The organism is Acinetobacter sp. YH12040, from assembly GCF_013420005.1.
Taxonomy (GTDB): Bacteria; Pseudomonadota; Gammaproteobacteria; order Pseudomonadales; family Moraxellaceae; genus Acinetobacter; species Acinetobacter amyesii.
Map to the genome: position 1 here is coordinate 75,408 of NZ_VOZB01000004.1, position 16,566 is coordinate 91,973.

17 protein-coding genes are annotated in these 16,566 nt (G+C 42.5%); 13 read left to right on the forward strand and 4 right to left on the reverse strand.

Annotated features, from left to right (window positions below):
• Positions 1-242 precede the first annotated feature (242 nt).
• From urtA to FTT99_RS05575, 6 genes are all read left to right on the forward strand, one after another.
• On the forward strand, positions 243-1,529 hold the full coding sequence (gene urtA, locus FTT99_RS05550; RefSeq protein WP_180049711.1) for an urea ABC transporter substrate-binding protein: 1,287 nt from the start codon (positions 243-245) through the stop codon (positions 1,527-1,529).
• 95 nt (positions 1,530-1,624) lie between these two features.
• Complete coding sequence (urtB, locus tag FTT99_RS05555) at positions 1,625-3,259, forward strand: urea ABC transporter permease subunit UrtB (protein ID WP_180059746.1); 1,635 nt, start codon at positions 1,625-1,627, stop codon at positions 3,257-3,259.
• Between the two features lie 4 nt (positions 3,260-3,263).
• Positions 3,264-4,337, forward strand: coding sequence for an urea ABC transporter permease subunit UrtC (gene urtC, locus FTT99_RS05560; RefSeq protein WP_180059747.1), 1,074 nt, complete (start codon positions 3,264-3,266; stop codon positions 4,335-4,337).
• A complete protein-coding gene (urtD, locus tag FTT99_RS05565) occupies positions 4,334-5,155 on the forward strand; it encodes an urea ABC transporter ATP-binding protein UrtD (protein ID WP_111885123.1) in 822 nt (273 codons plus the stop codon). The genes urtC and urtD overlap by 4 nt, the downstream gene beginning before the upstream one ends.
• Before the next feature lie 10 nt (positions 5,156-5,165).
• On the forward strand, positions 5,166-5,864 hold the full coding sequence (urtE, locus tag FTT99_RS05570; RefSeq protein WP_068532840.1) for an urea ABC transporter ATP-binding subunit UrtE: 699 nt from the start codon (positions 5,166-5,168) through the stop codon (positions 5,862-5,864).
• A gap of 353 nt (positions 5,865-6,217) precedes the next feature.
• Positions 6,218-6,700 carry a DUF1877 family protein gene (locus FTT99_RS05575; protein WP_168379686.1) on the forward strand — a complete coding sequence of 161 codons (483 nt, stop codon included), beginning with the start codon at positions 6,218-6,220 and terminating at the stop codon, positions 6,698-6,700.
• Positions 6,701-6,717: 17 nt separating this feature from the next.
• Here FTT99_RS05575 and FTT99_RS05580 read toward each other — a convergent pair whose 3' ends face one another.
• Together FTT99_RS05580 and FTT99_RS05585 are read right to left on the reverse strand one after the other, a co-directional pair.
• Positions 6,718-7,218: a GNAT family N-acetyltransferase gene (locus FTT99_RS05580; protein WP_180059748.1), complete on the reverse strand. Its 501-nt coding sequence runs from the start codon at positions 7,216-7,218 to the stop codon at positions 6,718-6,720.
• Positions 7,219-7,319: 101 nt separating this feature from the next.
• A complete protein-coding gene (locus tag FTT99_RS05585) occupies positions 7,320-8,081 on the reverse strand; it encodes an outer membrane protein OmpK (RefSeq protein ID WP_168379688.1) in 762 nt (253 codons plus the stop codon).
• Between the two features lie 495 nt (positions 8,082-8,576).
• Between FTT99_RS05585 and FTT99_RS05590 the strand changes: the two genes are divergently transcribed.
• From FTT99_RS05590 to FTT99_RS05610, 5 genes are all read left to right on the forward strand, one after another.
• Positions 8,577-8,942, forward strand: coding sequence for an HPF/RaiA family ribosome-associated protein (locus FTT99_RS05590; protein WP_111885127.1), 366 nt, complete (start codon positions 8,577-8,579; stop codon positions 8,940-8,942).
• Positions 8,943-9,070: 128 nt separating this feature from the next.
• On the forward strand, positions 9,071-9,613 hold the full coding sequence (locus FTT99_RS05595; protein WP_078190592.1) for an ankyrin repeat domain-containing protein: 543 nt from the start codon (positions 9,071-9,073) through the stop codon (positions 9,611-9,613).
• 14 nt (positions 9,614-9,627) lie between these two features.
• Positions 9,628-10,398, forward strand: a complete 771-nt coding sequence (locus tag FTT99_RS05600) for a transporter (protein WP_180130581.1) — start codon at positions 9,628-9,630, stop codon at positions 10,396-10,398.
• Positions 10,399-10,452: 54 nt separating this feature from the next.
• Entirely contained in the window at positions 10,453-12,249 is a 1,797-nt protein-coding gene (gene dsbD / locus FTT99_RS05605) for a protein-disulfide reductase DsbD (protein ID WP_180130583.1), read from the forward strand.
• A 2-nt stretch (positions 12,250-12,251) separates the two neighbouring features.
• On the forward strand, positions 12,252-12,920 hold the full coding sequence (locus tag FTT99_RS05610) for a glutathione S-transferase family protein (protein WP_180130586.1): 669 nt from the start codon (positions 12,252-12,254) through the stop codon (positions 12,918-12,920).
• Between the two features lie 34 nt (positions 12,921-12,954).
• Here FTT99_RS05610 and FTT99_RS05615 read toward each other — a convergent pair whose 3' ends face one another.
• Positions 12,955-14,121: a GGDEF domain-containing protein gene (locus tag FTT99_RS05615; RefSeq protein WP_257230540.1), complete on the reverse strand. Its 1,167-nt coding sequence runs from the start codon at positions 14,119-14,121 to the stop codon at positions 12,955-12,957.
• A 281-nt stretch (positions 14,122-14,402) separates the two neighbouring features.
• Between FTT99_RS05615 and FTT99_RS05620 the strand changes: the two genes are divergently transcribed.
• On the forward strand, positions 14,403-14,972 hold the full coding sequence (locus FTT99_RS05620) for an FMN-dependent NADH-azoreductase (RefSeq protein ID WP_078190588.1): 570 nt from the start codon (positions 14,403-14,405) through the stop codon (positions 14,970-14,972).
• An 86-nt stretch (positions 14,973-15,058) separates the two neighbouring features.
• Here the strand turns inward: FTT99_RS05620 and FTT99_RS05625 are convergent, their stop codons facing one another.
• Positions 15,059-15,970: an alpha/beta hydrolase gene (locus FTT99_RS05625; protein ID WP_180161301.1), complete on the reverse strand. Its 912-nt coding sequence runs from the start codon at positions 15,968-15,970 to the stop codon at positions 15,059-15,061.
• A gap of 155 nt (positions 15,971-16,125) precedes the next feature.
• Between FTT99_RS05625 and FTT99_RS05630 the strand changes: the two genes are divergently transcribed.
• Complete coding sequence (locus FTT99_RS05630; RefSeq protein WP_078193227.1) at positions 16,126-16,563, forward strand: DUF2147 domain-containing protein; 438 nt, start codon at positions 16,126-16,128, stop codon at positions 16,561-16,563.
• Positions 16,564-16,566 lie beyond the last annotated feature (3 nt).

Genomic DNA, 16,566 nt, shown 5'->3' on the forward strand with positions numbered 1-16,566 from the left:
TTGGATACAAGTTTGTATGCATCTTTGCGGTGATTTTACGATTTTTGAATTGACCCATAAAAAATTAAAAGCAAATTTTATGATTGTAACTATGTGAAAAATAACATTTAAAAATAAATAAAAGCACTCAATCAAAATAAAAAATAAGGCTTGGCACAGTTATTGAATTGCTCTGTTGTGATGAAAGACAACAAATGCATTTTAAAAATGTGAATTACAAGCTTAGGTTGGGAGTGTGAATAATGTTTCAACGCAATGTATTTGCTAAAAGTATTTTAGCGGCAACGATGACTGGGGCGATTGCTTTAACGGGCTGTTCAAAACCTGCAGAAGAAAAAACAGAAAGCGCTACATCAGAACCAAAAGCCGCTGCAGCAAGTGGCGATACTATTAAAGTCGGGATCTTACATTCGCTGTCAGGCACGATGGCGATCTCAGAAACTTCTCTAAAAGATACGGCCTTGATGGCGATTAATGAAATTAATGCCAATGGCGGGGTATTGGGCAAAAAACTAGAACCTGTGGTGGTGGATCCGGCATCGGACTGGCCATTATTTGCGGAAAAAACCCGTCAGTTGATTACCCAAGACAAAGTAGCCGTGATTTTTGGTTGCTGGACGTCGGTATCTCGTAAGTCGGTTTTACCCGTGGTTGAAGAATTAAATGGCTTATTGTTCTACCCTGTTCAGTATGAAGGTCAGGAACAATCTAAAAATATTTTCTACACAGGTGCAGCACCGAATCAGCAAGCGATTCCTGCTGTCGAATATCTGATGAGTGAAGAGGGTGGTAAGGCAGAACGCTTTGTACTGTTGGGCACAGACTATGTTTACCCACGCACTACCAACAAAATATTACGTGCATTCTTGAAGTCAAAAGGCATTGCCGATGCAGACATCATGGAAGAATACACGCCATTTGGTCATAGCAACTATCAAACCATTGTGGGCAATGTGAAGAAGTTTGCGGCAGGGAAAAAGACTGCTGTGATCTCGACCATTAACGGCGATTCAAATGTGCCGTTCTATCGTGAATTGGGCAACCAAGGCATCAAAGCTGCGGACATTCCAGTGATGGCGTTCTCTGTAGGTGAAGAGGAATTACGCGGTATCGACACCAAGCCGCTGGTCGGACACTTGGCGTCGTGGAACTACTTCATGTCGGTGAAAAATCCAGTGAATACTGAATTCACCAATAAAATGAAGCAGTATGCCGTGGAATACAAACTGCCAAATGCCGATAAATTTGTGACCAATGACCCGATGGAGGCTACCTATGTCGGCATCAATATGTGGAAACAAGCGGTAGAAAAAGCTGGAAGCACAGATGTCAATAAAGTGCGTGAAGCTATGGCCGGCCAAGAATTTAAAGCGCCATCGGGCTATACCTTGCAAATGGATGCGTCGAACCATCATTTGCATAAACCAGTCATGATTGGTCAGATCCGTGCCGATGGTCAGTTTGATGTGGTGCACAAAACCGCAAAAACCATTGCTGCAGAGCCATGGAGCCCGTACATCCCGAAATAATTCAATCCAAATGCCTACTGCCATTGTGTAGTGGGCATGTTTTGATGTGATCCCTAGATGGGGTTGTTCTATTACTCAATAGGGATGCTTATAAGATGAAAAAATTACGCAATTTCCCGATCCTTTTTCTATTCCTGAGCCAATTATTCTGTCTGCAAATCGTGCATGCAGAAACTGCAGCGAATGTCGTGCCTACGGTGCAATCTGTGCAGCAAGGTGACGCCATTCAGCAATTTGTTCGCGGGAGTTTTACCGAGCGCCGCAGCTTACTCAATCAATGGCCGGGCGATATTGAATCCTTAGATCAGTTGGCCGCATTGGTCGAAAAAGACCAGTTATATAGTGGTCAAAGCGGTCAAACCTATATTTTAGAAACTGACGAAAAATTATTGAGCTATCCTGATTTGCAAACCGTGACGGATTGGCCTGCCGATTTATCTCAAGTCACCTTGGTGAATACCCTTCGTAAAGCCTTAACGTTTGCGCAAGCGAAAGAAAAGCTGCAATCGGATGATTTAAACCAACGTTTGGATGCAATTGATATTTTAGAAAATAACTTGGCTGAGTTGGATGTTAAAAATATTAATCAATTGTATTTAAATGAAAAAAATAACAAAGTTAAAGCCCGTTTAGCGCAGCTCAAAGCACGCTTGGACTATCAAAATCCCGATGTTTTACAAAAAATACAGGCGGCCAAAGTGCTGCAAGATTCTAACCGTCCTGATGTGTTGGCGATGGTGGAACAGGAATTACAACAAGCCAACCTGCATCCTGAGTTAAAAGCCGCACTGACAGAAGCCAAGAGCAATATTAAAACTCGGATTCAAGCCAGTGAATGGACTGGACATGTCTTTTCAGGTCTCAGCACGGCCAGTATTTTACTACTGGCGGCGTTGGGCTTAGCCATTACGTATGGTCTGCTAGGCGTGATTAACATGGCGCATGGTGAACTGATCATGATCGGGGCCTATACCACTTATGTGGTGCAAAGCCTGTTTAAGAGTCATCTCAGTAGCTATGTCGATTGGTACTTGATTGCCGCGATTCCTGCTGCATTTATTGTAAGTGCTTTGATCGGCATGTTGATTGAACGTACTGTTATTCGTCCCTTGTATGGCCGTCAATTGGAAACACTATTAGCCACCTTTGGTGTGAGCTTAATTTTAATGCAAGTGGTGCGCATGGTTTTTGGTGCGCAGAACGTTGAGGTGTCGAATATTTCATGGCTGTCAGGGGGCATTGCTGTGACACCGAGTCTGATGCTGCCTTATAACCGTATTGCCATTATTGGCTTTACCGTTGCGGTACTCCTATTACTGGTTTACTTGCTGAATAAAACCCGCTTTGGTTTATTTGTTCGTGCCGTGACGCAAAACCGTCAAATGGCACAGGCCGTAGGTATCCGTTCTAGCCGCATTGACATGATGGCTTTTGGTTTAGGTTCGGGGCTTGCAGGTCTAGCAGGTTGTGCCTTAGCACAAGTCGGCAATGTCGGTCCTGATTTAGGACAAAACTATATTATTGATGCGTTTTTGGTGGTTGTGGTGGGTGGTGTTGGCCAAGTATGGGGCGCAGTACTGGCTGCCTTGGGTCTAGGTGTCAGTGGCACAGTGCTGGAAATCGGCATGGGTGCAGTCTTAGCGAAAATTATTCTACTGGTTCTTGTGATTTTGTTTATTCAAAAACGTCCACAAGGTTTGTTTGCCATCAAAGGCCGTTTTGTGGAGTAAGCGCATGAAAATCACTTCGTTATTATCAGATAAACCCTATAGTGGTATGGCGATTGCCGTGTGCTTTGCCATTTTGCTGATTTTGCCTTGGCTACATGTATTGCCAGCCGATTCAGAACTGCATTTATCAGCGTATTGGGTCACGCTCATTGGCAAGATTATGTGTCTCGCCTTGGTGGCATTGGCCTTAGATTTGGTTTGGGGCTATGCCGGCATTTTAAGCTTGGGGCATGGTTTGTACTTTGCCTTGGGCGGCTATGCCTTTGGCATGTATCTCATGCGTGAAGCGGCAGGCGATGGCTTACCCGACTTTATGCGCTTTTTGAGTTGGACTGAGCTACCGTGGTACTGGATGGGTACTGAACATATCGTGTGGGCATTGGCTTTGGTGGTTTTAGTTCCGGGATTGATTGCCTTCATTTTTGGCTTCTTTGCCTTCCGCTCAAAAATTAAAGGCGTGTATTTTTCAATTATTACCCAAGCCATGACCTTTGCTGCGGCGCTACTGTTTTTCCGCAATGAAACAGGCTTTGGCGGTAACAACGGCTTTACCGGTTTTAAAACCATCTTAGGTATGGATATTACCTCTGCACCAATGCGTGCAACCTTGTGTTTCCTCACGGCACTGACTTTGCTTATCTGTTTTGTCGGTTTACGTCACCTGATGAATAAACCCTATGGTCGCGTACTTGGTGCAATTCGTGACAGTGAAAACCGTTTGCAATATTTAGGTTATCGCACCTTATGGTACAAGCTCTCTGCATGGGTCTTGTCCGCTGTGATCGCAGGGATTGCAGGCGCTCTGTATGTCCCTCAAGTCGGTATTATTAACCCGAGTGAAATGAACCCTGTCAATTCGATTGAAATGGCGGTGTGGGTGGCTGCAGGGGGACGCGGTACGCTGATTGGCCCAATTTTGGGTGTAGGTTTAATCAATGGGGTGAAGACCTATTTTACGGTGGCTTATCCAGAGGCATGGTTATTGATTTTAGGTGCGCTGTTTATTGTGGTAACGATATTCCTGCCAAAAGGTTTGATTGGGCTATTAGAGCGGTTTAAAAAGGAGCGCAGCGAATGAATGATCAATGGGTTCAACCGCATGGCGGTCATGCTGTTGAAGGTTATGGACGACCGAAGGAGCAGGGTGCGGACTTCAGTCACGGGATTGCCCTGTATTTGGAAAAAGTCAGCGTTTGGTTTGATTCTTTCCGTGCATTAAATGATTTGTCGTTATATATCAAAGAAGGTGAGCTGCGCTGCATCATTGGTCCCAATGGTGCAGGAAAAACCACGCTGATGGATGTGATTACCGGTAAAACTCGCCCAACAGAAGGTTCGGCTTTTTTCGGGCAAACCTATGATTTGGCAAAAATGAGTACAGAGCAAATTGCAGAAGCTGGGATCGGTCGTAAGTTTCAAAAGCCTACTGTATTTGAAAATTTTACCGTGATGGAAAACCTGTTATTGGCAGCGCCGAAAGATAAACGGGTGAAAAAGAGTTTTTTCAGCAAACTCGATCCAGATGCGCAAAACGCCTTGGACGAATCTTTAGCACAAATCCGCTTAGAAGAATTGATCCATAAACCGGCAGGGCTGTTGTCACATGGTCAAAAGCAGTGGTTAGAAATAGGCATGCTACTAATGCAGCGTCCAAAATTGATTTTGCTGGATGAACCTGTAGCAGGAATGACCGATGCTGAAACAGAGCGTACCGCAGAGCTGTGTTTAGAGTTGAAAAAGAACCATACCCTTGTTGTGGTTGAACATGACATGAGCTTTATTGACACCATCAGTGAAAAAGTCACCGTGTTGGCGCAAGGTGCGATTTTGGCAGAGGGTACATTGGCCGAAGTCCAAGCCAATGAAGATGTCATTGAAAAATATCTCGGACGTTAAGGAGCAGACCATGTTAGAAGTCAAAGACGTCAATCAGTTTTATGGTGGCAGTCATATTTTAAGAGATGTGACATTTGCCGCTCCCGTGGGGGCATGTTCAGTGGTGCTCGGGCGAAATGGTGTGGGTAAAACCACCCTCTTAAAATGTTTAATGGGCATTTTACCGATCAAGTCTGGGCAGATCTTACTGGATGGCAAAGACATTTCTAAACTGAGTCCAGAGCAACGTGTACGTGAAGGCTTGGCTTATGTACCGCAAGGACGGGACATTTTTTCAACCTTGACCGTTGAAGAAAATATTTTGATTGGGATGGCAAAATTTAAAGGCGCTAAAACCCGAAAAGTGCCAGAACATCTCTATGAGATTTTCCCCGTATTGGATGAAATGAAACATCGTCGAGGTGGAGATTTATCTGGTGGTCAGCAGCAACAATTGGCGATTGCCCGTGCGCTCGCTTCCGAACCACGGGTATTGATTTTAGATGAACCGACCGAAGGCATTCAGCCGTCGATTATTAAAGACATTGGCCGTGTGATTCGTCAGTTAGCCGATGGCGGAGAAATGGCGATTGTTTTGGTTGAACAGTTTTATGATTTTGCAGAAGAACTGGCAGATGAATATACCGTGATGGCGCGGGGGCAAGTGATTGCACAAGGTGTCGGTAGTGAAATGCCTGAAAAAGGCATTCGGGAATTGGTGGCGATTTAATATTTAGTTGACTGCGATGTGTGGCGGGCTTGTATCAATCAAGCTCGTTACTCTTTTCATTCAATTTACTACGCTCAAAAAATCGTTGCTGGTCATGGAAATGGCATCAAAAAAACGAGTGGCATAAATTTTTTTTGTTTTAAACCATAAGCTTAAGTTGTTCTCAGTATCGTCATTTGAAGCTTCAGCATGTCGTGCTTCAGTGATGCTAAGTGCAGTACTGAAACTTTGGTAAAGGGCGAATGGGCATCCATCAGTATTCGATCAACTGCAGTCGAATATACAAAATATCTGCTTTATTTTTGTGTGGATTACATTAATCTAAATGTACGACATAACAAGAAGATAAGAATATGGACGCGATATTATATTTGATCCCACCGAATGATTTGGAAACACTGATTTTAGAAGCAGAAACCCCTCAAGATGTCTTGGATTCACCTTTTGTACAACACTCCTTTTTTTTAGGGGAAGCGTGGCAAGAGTTGAATCCATTATTAAGCGTGAACAGTGATTCAGTTGCGGCACTGAGTTATGCCATTCAGGCAGAACATCCTTTGTCAGAGCGACGACCGGGACTGAGCCTTGCAGTGCATTACAATACTGTAGTTCGCGTTGCAGAAATCCATCAGGCATTACAACAGTTAAGCGTGGATGAAATCAAAAAACGTTATTTGGTCACGATTGCAGAAACCGCACCTGAGCAAGAGCTTAAATTGGCCGAATTAAAACTACTTTTTTTACAGTTACAAGATCTTTATCGTGATGCGGTGCGTCATAATTTATCGGTGCTGAGTGTGATACAAGATGGTATTCGTTTGGATAAATTACCATAAACACAGCTCAATACGGGCTATAACTGAAGTTGCATCAGGACCAGATCACGCCATTCACCAAACTTTTGTCCCACTTCGGGCATATAACCTGTTTGCTTAAAGCCTAATTTTTTGTGCAGGGCAATCGAGGCGCTATTGCCGTGATCAATGCCAGCGATCATGACATGCATACTTTGGCTTTTTGCATGCTGAATTAGGTGCTCTAATAATTGCTGACCAAGACCCTGTCGAGCATAGTTTGGGTCAATATAGACAGAATGCTCAACAGTATGTCGATAGCCAGCAAAATGGCGGAAAGAACCATAGTCAGCATAACCGGCGATTTGCTGTTGATCCTGATCTTCAATCACCACAAAAGGAAAATTTTGCTTTTGGAAATCCTGCAATTTCTGTTGAAAAGAGTCAAGAGTGTAAGCTTGATCATTCCATGTCGCAAAGCCGTTGAGAACTTCATGATTATAGATTGCGAGAATGGCCGCTAAGTCTTGTGGAGTTGCAGGTCGAATGAGAAAAGACATGCGCAAATTTCTGATAAAAATAAAGTCAATTTAAAAACTTAGGCATAAAAAAAGCAAGGTGATGAACCTTGCTTTTTTCTTCATCGCGTTCTGAGTCGAACTTAGAAGTGGTATTTCACCAAAGCGCTGACATCGTTTTGGTCCTGACCTTTCAGGCCATATTTGTTGTTCCAAACCGAGTGTTCAACACCTACGTAGAGCTTAGTCTTAGGAGAGATATGCTTACCTATATTCCATTTATATTGGCTTGTCCAGTTTAATTCACTAGCTTGCGCCCCTTTTTCAGCTGTTGACCAGTCAAGGAAAGCATCTACTAGAAAATCTTCAGAGCCAATTTTAAATGGCACAGCATAAGTGATCGTCATTTGATAATCATCTTTAGTACCGGCTGATTTAGAATCATTATCGGCTTTATAGAAGTTGATGTTTGCATACTGTGTATATGGAATGTCTAAAGCAAAGCCAATACCATACAAGAAGTTATTAAACTCAGAATTTTTGTCGTAGCCGGCATTATGTTCCCAAGTCGTTGCAATCAGAACGTCTTTGATCGGCCCCATAGAAAGGTCTTTACCAGAAACTTCGCCTAAGCTAAGGCGCGGTGCAAGCTCAAGGTAAGTCGATGCTTCATCATCTTTGTCCCAAGCTTGGTCAACGAAGAAGAATACATCTGAATATTTCAGTTTAGCGGCATATTCAGCTGTGATCGTTTTCTGTTCATTGTTGTCACCATCAAAAGGCACAACATAATTTTCACCATATAGGCCAGTTAAGCTGAAATCTTGCCATACGATAGGTGAAGCTTGAGTGAAAGCAGCAGCAGATGCTAATGCACATGATGCAACGATTTGTGTAAGTTTCATTAAAAAATATCTCCCCCGAGAAGCACTGAAAGCATACAGATTATTAAGCAAAAATAAAGCCAAATTTTACTCAACGGCAAAATTGTTTTGTAATTTGAAGGGGAAATACGCTGTGAATGATCGATGACGGTAAAAGCGAGATTTTGAGTTTGAATGGAATTGTGCAAATAGAAGGTGGGCGTCGACGAAATGCACAAAAATATGACCCAAATCAATTAAAACAATGCAAATCTACAATAAAGTCTTACTTTTTGTATGGATATTAAAAAAATATCAAAATAGCACTTGCAAAATTCTAACTTAAGACCGATATTCGAAGTATAAGGACACGGATCTGCAGACTCTAAAGTGTTCATCATTCAATGTGGAGGACGACGTTCCATACAAAGTTGAAGATGGTCATTGCTGTAACATTTACAGCAAATGTAACGTGCCAAGATAATAAGTTTTGCACAAATATTTATAGATATTACAGATAGATATGAGGATGATATTATGAACATAGAAATCCGTACAGATAAAAACATTCCTAATAGTGATCGATTAATTACATACGTTCGTGCAGAACTTAATGAAGAATTTCAGCGCCATAGTGAACGCATTACTCACTTTTCGGTGCATTTAAGTGATGAAAATGGGGACAAAGGCGGTAGCGACGACATTAAATGTATGATTGAAGCGCGTCCTGCTGGTTTGAAGCCTGTCGTGGTCAACCATCGTGGTCATAATGTAGATACAGCTATTCACGGTGCAATTGATCGACTTAAACGTAGTCTTGAACATGTGTTCGAAAAGAAAGAGAACCCACGCAGTACACAACCTGCTTTTGCTGAAGCAGATGACAGCGTAGATGACGAATAAGTCTCAAAATTTAAAAAAGCCCTGTGGGGCTTTTTTTGTGTGTTTTGTATTTTGTTTTACATGAAATTCAAACAAACGCAGCTTTATTCGGCATAATAGATCAAAATAAATTGAAGTGAGCTTTCCCGATGTTAACAGCGCAACAACAGCTTTTTGTGCAAGCGTTAGAAGAACAAGATCTTGCACAGGTGCAACGCCTGTTGGCAGATGGTCTAAATCCAAATTTTATCGACTTTGAAAAAGGACCTGCGGTTTCTGTATGGTCTGATGGTTTGTTTAAATGGTGGGAAATGGTTTGCGAAGCGTATGAAGCAGGTCAACCCTTAACAGCTGAACAGAAAACACAACATTTAGACGTACATATGCAAATCTTGGAAGCGCTGATTCAAGCCAAAGCCAATGTGCATTTATGGGATGCTGAAGAAATTTATGGTCCATTATGGGACGCCGCGAGTGCAGCATGTGTCCCTGCGGTACAGCGCTTATTGGATGAAAAAGTGAATCCAAATATGATTGATAGCGATGGTTTAACCATTTTGTCGTCGATTAGCGAATTATTTTTTGACTGTGATTTTGACGCGGTAAATTGGTCGGAAGCATTGGAAGAAGAAAAACAAACCTTGGAGCTTTTGCGTAGCCATGGCGCAAAAATGACCAAAGAATTAGCATAATTGTGAGTAAAAACATGACTGTATTTAAAGTTTTAAGCATTGCAACATTATCCAGTTTGAGCCTGTCTGCATTTGCGGCGGATTTTTCATTTGACCGTCCGGGCGCGGGTATGGGCACAGGCATTACCCCTGTAGGTCGTTTGGCATGGGAACAAAGTTTGCCAGCAGCGAGCTATAGTGAAAGTCGTGATGACAATGGTGAAAAAGTAAAAAACACCACTTTAAATGCAGACATGTTATTCCGTACTGGTTTGGCAAAAGATTTGGAATTGCAATTGGGTTGGCAAGGTCCTGCATGGTCTAAAACCAAAGTTGCGGGTCGCTCAGTTGAAGAAGATGGTTTGGGTGATGTCAGCATTGGCCTGAAAAAAGCCATTGATTTGAATGATGAGAAATTATCGATGGCCATTCTTGCTGAAGCGATTATTGCGACAGGCAATCAAGGCTTTAGTGCTGAAGATGACATTTATAGTCTGACTTCAGCCGTGGCTTATGATTATAGCGATACAATTGGGACTTCAATGACCATGCGTTATGAAGTTCAAGATGGTGATTGGGCTGTGAGTGCTATTCCGGGAATGGAATATCAAATAGCCGGTAATTTATCGGGTTTTTCTGAGCTGGTTTATCGCAAAGCAGAGAGTACCGATCAGGAAGTGTCATTAGCATCAGGTTTGACGTATGCCGTTTCGGATCGTATGCAGTTGGATGCGAGCGTCGGTCTAGAACTCACGGGCGGTCATAAAAATTATCAGTCAGGTTTAGGCGTATCTTACCTGTTCTAAAAGAACCCTAAATTTTAAAACGTATAAATACAGACTGAGGATGAATTCAGCTGAATGAAACAATGGACTTATGTTGCGGCAGCGGCTGTGCTGTCGTTCAGTATGGGCGTCTCTGCTCAGGATGCATTACTTTCAGCTGAAGATGCTTTTCCTTTCTCGGTCGTCTCCGATCGTGCAGATCAGGCGGAGCTGAGTTGGGATATTCCAGCGCATTATTATCTGTATCAGCACAAAATAGAGGTGATGCAGGGCAATCAAGTTTTAGCTTTGGATTTGCCTGCTGCTGAGGATTTGAAAGATGATAACTATGGTCATACGCAGGTGTATTACCAACAGTTGAGTTTTAAAATTCCGACTCAAAAACTGCAGACCTATCAAGTCAGTTGGCAAGGCTGTGCCAAGGATCGAGTGTGTTATCCACCACAGAGTATCAGCTTTAAAACGGATGCTTCTGGTTTAGTCACACAGCAAAATCTAGCCACTCCAAGCAAACGTTTACTCGACTTTGCAGCAGAACATACTGCCGAACAGCCTATGGCGAATCGTTTAGATCAGCAGCGGGCAGAGAATGCTGCATTGGCTTCTGAACGCTATACCGCAAGTGACCAAATGTGGTCTGAAAAATTAGCACAAAGCTCTATATTTTATGGACTTTTACTGTTTTTTGGACTGGGTTTTTTGCTGGCTTTTACCCCATGTTCATTGCCAATGCTGCCGATTTTAACCTCACTGATTGTCCGCGACAGCCGAGGTTTAAAAGCATGGATGATTGCACTGACTTTTGTCACCAGTATGGCGATGGTGTATGCCATTCTCGGCTTGGTGGCATCGTCTGCAGGTTTGAATTTCCAGCGTTGGTTGCAACAACCCTCGACTTTAATTGCCTTTAGCGTGCTCTTTGTAGTTTTTGCCCTGAATTTATTTGGTTTATTTGAACTGAAATTGCCACGCAGTTGGGTCAATCGCTTAGACCAAGCGCAGTCGATGCAAAAGGGCGGTAGTCTCGTTGGCGCTGGAGTCATGGGGATGATTTCAGCATTGCTAGTCGGTCCTTGTATGACAGCACCGTTGGCAGGTGCATTATTATTCATTTCCCAAACCCAAAGTCAGTGGCAAGGTGCGTTATTGTTATTCACCCTCGGCTTTGGCATGGGAACCCCGCTATTGTTGGCCAGTGTCCTTGGCTCACGGGTATTGCCTAAAGCGGGATTGTGGATGAATCAAATCAAGGTGCTTTTTGCTTTCATCATGTTGGCATTGGCTTTGTATTTTATTCGACCATTGATCAGTGAAGCTTGGTTACAGTGGTTATCCCTTGCTCTGGGGCTGGTGTTTAGCGCTTATGTGCTTTGGCGCATTTTATGGCGCAGTACTCAGCTCAAATGGTTGTATATCTTGGTGTTCTGTGCAGCTGTACCTTATATTGTGTACAGTCAATATCAACACAGCCAACGTTTTTTAGTCGAAGAAAATCAAAAACAAAGTGCTTGGCATGTGGCACATACAGCAGAAGAGTTTCAACGTTTATTAAGTGAAATTCCCCAAGGTCAATCCGCGATTATTGATGTCTATGCCGATTGGTGTGTGGCCTGTCAGCCGATTGAACATAAAGTTTTAAAATCGGCAGCAGTACAACAGGCTTTGGCACCGTATTATTTAATTAAGTTGGATTTGAGTCAGTATGATGCAACCCATCAAGTACTGCTTAATCAATGGGATATTTTAGGGCCACCGACCTATTTATTTTTAGATACAGCGCATCAAGAGATACGTGGACTACGCTTGACGGGCGCATTTAGCGAGAAAGAATTGCTAGCGCAATTGGAAAAATTTAAATCGCGTGGAGAATAAAAATGATGCAATTATATATTGCCAATAAAAACTATTCGACGTGGTCTATGCGACCGTGGTTGGTGTTACACGCGTTTAATTTACCGATTCAAGAGATCTTGATTCCGTTTTCTGAAGAAGCAGATGGCGGAGCATTCAAGCAACAAATGTTAGCCCTACATGCCAATGGCAAAGTGCCCCTACTGCAACATGACGGTGTGATGATTTGGGACTCATTGGCGATTTGTGAATATTTGGCAGAGCAGTTTCAAGAACTCCCGTTGTGGCCAAAAGATGCTACACAACGTGCATGGGCACGTAGTATTTGCGCGGAAATGCACAGTAGTTTTATGCAATTGCGTAGCTTATGCAGTATGAATCTGCAGGCGGATTATGGTCGTCATGGTCAGAGATTATGGTCTGAACATGCTGAATTACGTGCTGAAGTAGCGCGAATCGAACAGATTTGGTCGAATCGTGCTGCGGTGGATGGCTTTCTATGCGGTGAATTTAGTATTGCCGATGCATTTTTTGCACCCGTGGTGACACGTTTACAGACCTTCCAGCTACCTGTGAGTGACAACACACAGCGTTATATGCAAAAGATTTTGCAGCATCCTTCTGTGGTGGAATGGATCACGGCTGCTCAACTGGAACAGCCAGTCCGTCGTATGGAACAGTATCCACGTTAAAAGCTCAACGCCACGTCTGACCTAGATAAAAGTTTTAAACCAAATGGCTAAAGCTTTGTTGTTCGGTGTAGGCCATGACCATGTTACGACCACCAGCTTTAGCTGCATATAGCGCTTGATCTGCATGGGTCAGTAATTGTTGTGGTACTAATTCAGGCGTAGAAATTGCAATGCCAAAACTAGCTGTCACATGAATTGACTGACCGTCATGCCCCCAAATTTCAAGCTGTTCAATGGCTTTTCGACAGCGCTCTGCAATGAAAATCGCTTGTTCTAAGTTAGAATTTTTTAACACCAAAATAAACTCTTCCCCGCCAAAACGTCCAACCACATCACTACCGCGTAAATGTTGGTTTAATACTTGGCTGACGAGAATCAAGGTTTCATCGCCTTTATCGTGTCCGTATTCATCATTGATGCGTTTAAAATGGTCTAAGTCCAACAAGACCAGTGCATATGTATCTGTTTTAGCACTATCGAGCTGTTCCAAACACTGATTGATACTGCGTCGATTAAATAAATTGGTCAGTGGGTCGACTTGACTGAGTTTTTGAATCAAATGCTCACGGTGACGCCATTGGCTCAGTAAGATTTCAAATAAAGCCAGACAGGTTAATAAAATAGGAACAATGAAAAAGATCATTGAGAAGAGCCAAAAACTATTTTGATAGCCATAGGCATGAGGTTGAAAAATCGGGGCATAGGGAATAATGCCGCGAATACTTAAATACATGCAAATAGATAAAAAAATCGTGGCTGGAATCAGCATGCTATAGACGATTTTTCGTGTAAATAGCACTAATCCAACGGTCACTAGGCTCACATAGGAGATCATGGTGGCTGGGCTCATGACACCAATTAAATAACCATCACGACATAAAGAAATGACGAATAAGCCGACCGAAAGATAAGGTAAAACAAGCTGAATTTTTGGGTTTTCTTTTCCAGCATAGCAAGGCCAAATCAATAGCACCATTAAGCTAAAAAAGACAATGTTGGTCCACAATTGAGAGTGGATGAGTTCAAGGTTAACCCACTGCCAAAGTTCAGGTGTAAAAGAAATATATAATTTCCAAATAATCCAAAGCAGATGAATGGCTGAGCCAAGCATCAGCATGAGCATACACTTTTTCAGGATGCTCCAATTCATGACCACTTCATCTTCCAGTAAATACTGGGCGATTCTATTGCGAAGGATCATGTCACGTATGCTTGATTTAACCGTCATCCTGTGTCATTGCCCTGTTCGAGTTATCAGTTTTTTTCTTAAAGTTTATATAGATATCATTTTATAGGCTTACATTAGCATGAAAATTTACACTTGATAACGGTCAAGAACCGCTCAGTAATTTTAAATTTTTTACGAGTTTAAAAAGATTGTTCTAAAAATAAAACATACTGTCATAAGGAACGGGATTATTCTATTTATGAAAAGTGATTACACTAGGCTCAAGTTAATAACAACAGCTTTAGGTTTTAGTCATGAAAATTTTGCATATTGATTCAAGCATCATGGGCGACGCTTCAGTTTCGCGTCAACTTAGCGCTGAAATTGTACAACAGCTACAGCAAAAACATGGTGATGCGGCACAGGTTCAGCATCTCGATTTAGCAGTACAGCAGATTCCACATCTCAGCAGTGAAATTTTGATGGGTCAAAATGCAGAACAATCGGCTTTAGGCGAGCAGTTGTTACAACAGTATTTAGATGCCGATGTGGTTGTGGTTGGTGCTGCTATGTATAACTTCGGTTTGCCATCAACTTTGAAAGCATGGATTGACCGTATCAGTGTTGCAGGTCGTACCTTTAAATATACAGAACAAGGTCCAGTGGGTTTGGCAGGTGACAAAAAAGTCTATATTGCCAGCAGTCGTGGCGGTGTGTATGGCGATAACAGCCCTGTAGATTATCAAGAAGGTTTATTAAAAGCCGTGTTTAATTTCACAGGTGTCAGCGATATTGATGTGATTCGTGCCGAAGGTGTCAATATGGGACCAGATATGAAAGCACAGGCAATGGCGACAGCTCAGGCTCAAATTCAAGCCATTTAACAGATTGACATTTCCCTCTTAGGTCAGCATCTGCTGACCTTTTTTTATGGTGACTTTGATCCATTTCAGGGATTATTTTTCAGCGATTAATCCTGATCTAGTCGGTGTGCAAAATCGGCTAAATCACTCAGCGCACGCTGTCCTTCTTCAAACCATGGGCTAAACATTTGGAAGTTATGCCACATGCCAGTGTATAACTTGAATTCGACATCTAGGCCGGCTTCTTCTGCTTTGACTTTAAAACGCTGCGCATCATCCAATAAAATTTCTTTAGAACCCACTTGAATATGAATCGGAGGTAGTCCTTTGAGCTCTGCAAAAAAAGGCGAGACCAATGGATCAGCTCGATCGACCGAGCGGGGTACATAATAATCAATGCCTGTTTCAAGGGCTTCTATGCTTAACAGCGCATCATGCTTACGGTTATAACGCAAAGACTCACTGCTCAGCGTCAGGTCTAAAAACGGTGACATCAACACCAAACCACTGACTTGTGGAAGTTGGTCCTGTTGAATTTTAAGGGCTAAGGCAAGCGCCAAGTTTGCACCACAAGAGTCGCCTGACAAAATAATATCTTTGGCTTGAACCCCTTGATCTAATAACACTGCATACACATCAAAAAGGGCATCGAGTGCTTCAGGGAACTGTGCTTCTGGGGATAAAGGATAATTCAAATGTAACACTTGCATTTGCGTGCGCGCAGCAACTTGAGTCAGAAACGCCCGATGCGTGTTCATCGAACCCAAGAAAAATGCGCCCCCATGAATATGAAAAATGAGTTGGGTCGATGCCTGTTGAGGTTTGATTTCTTCGGCTTTTAAGCCGGCTAAGCGAATAGGACGAATTTGTACATCGGGGTTTTGGGGAAATGCACGACACATTTGTTCCAAAGCAAACCTTAAAGTATTGGGCGGTAAATTGAATTGGCTCGGCCCACGAATTGTGGTTTTTAAAATGCTTTCTGTAATCAGTTGTTTCGTCAGTGGCGATATCTTCATTGTCTTTCCATCTTTTTCTATTTTTGGAATCGTGTGAGCATATTTACCAACACAAATTACAAGGTTACACTAAACGGTCACATACAAAAATTGATAAATTGTTGTGACTTTTGGATACTAATGTCGTCTATATCAGACCAGGGAAATAAACAAAAATGAAAAAAATTGCACTAGCATTAGGATTGATGAGTTTAGCCGCATTTGCAAATGCTGCAGATCCGCTAAATGGTACAACTTGGAAAACCATTGATGATAAAACCAAGCAGCCAAAAGCGATTGTAAAATTCACTGAGCAAAAAAATGGTACGCTTTCTGCGAGCATTCAGTCAGTTTTGACACCAGGTGAAGAGAACGCTTGTAAAAAATGTGAAGGCCCATATCACAATAAATCATTAAAAGGCTTACGTATTGTGACAGGTCTTAAAAATGTAGGTGGTACAAGCTATGAAGATGGTTCAATTTTGGATCCTCAATCAGGTAAAACTTACAAGTTAAAAGGTCAATTGGCTGATGGTGGCAAAAAACTAGAGCTTCGCGGCTTTATTGGCGTTGCTGCTTTAGGTCGTAATCAAACATGGATTCGTGCCAACTAATTT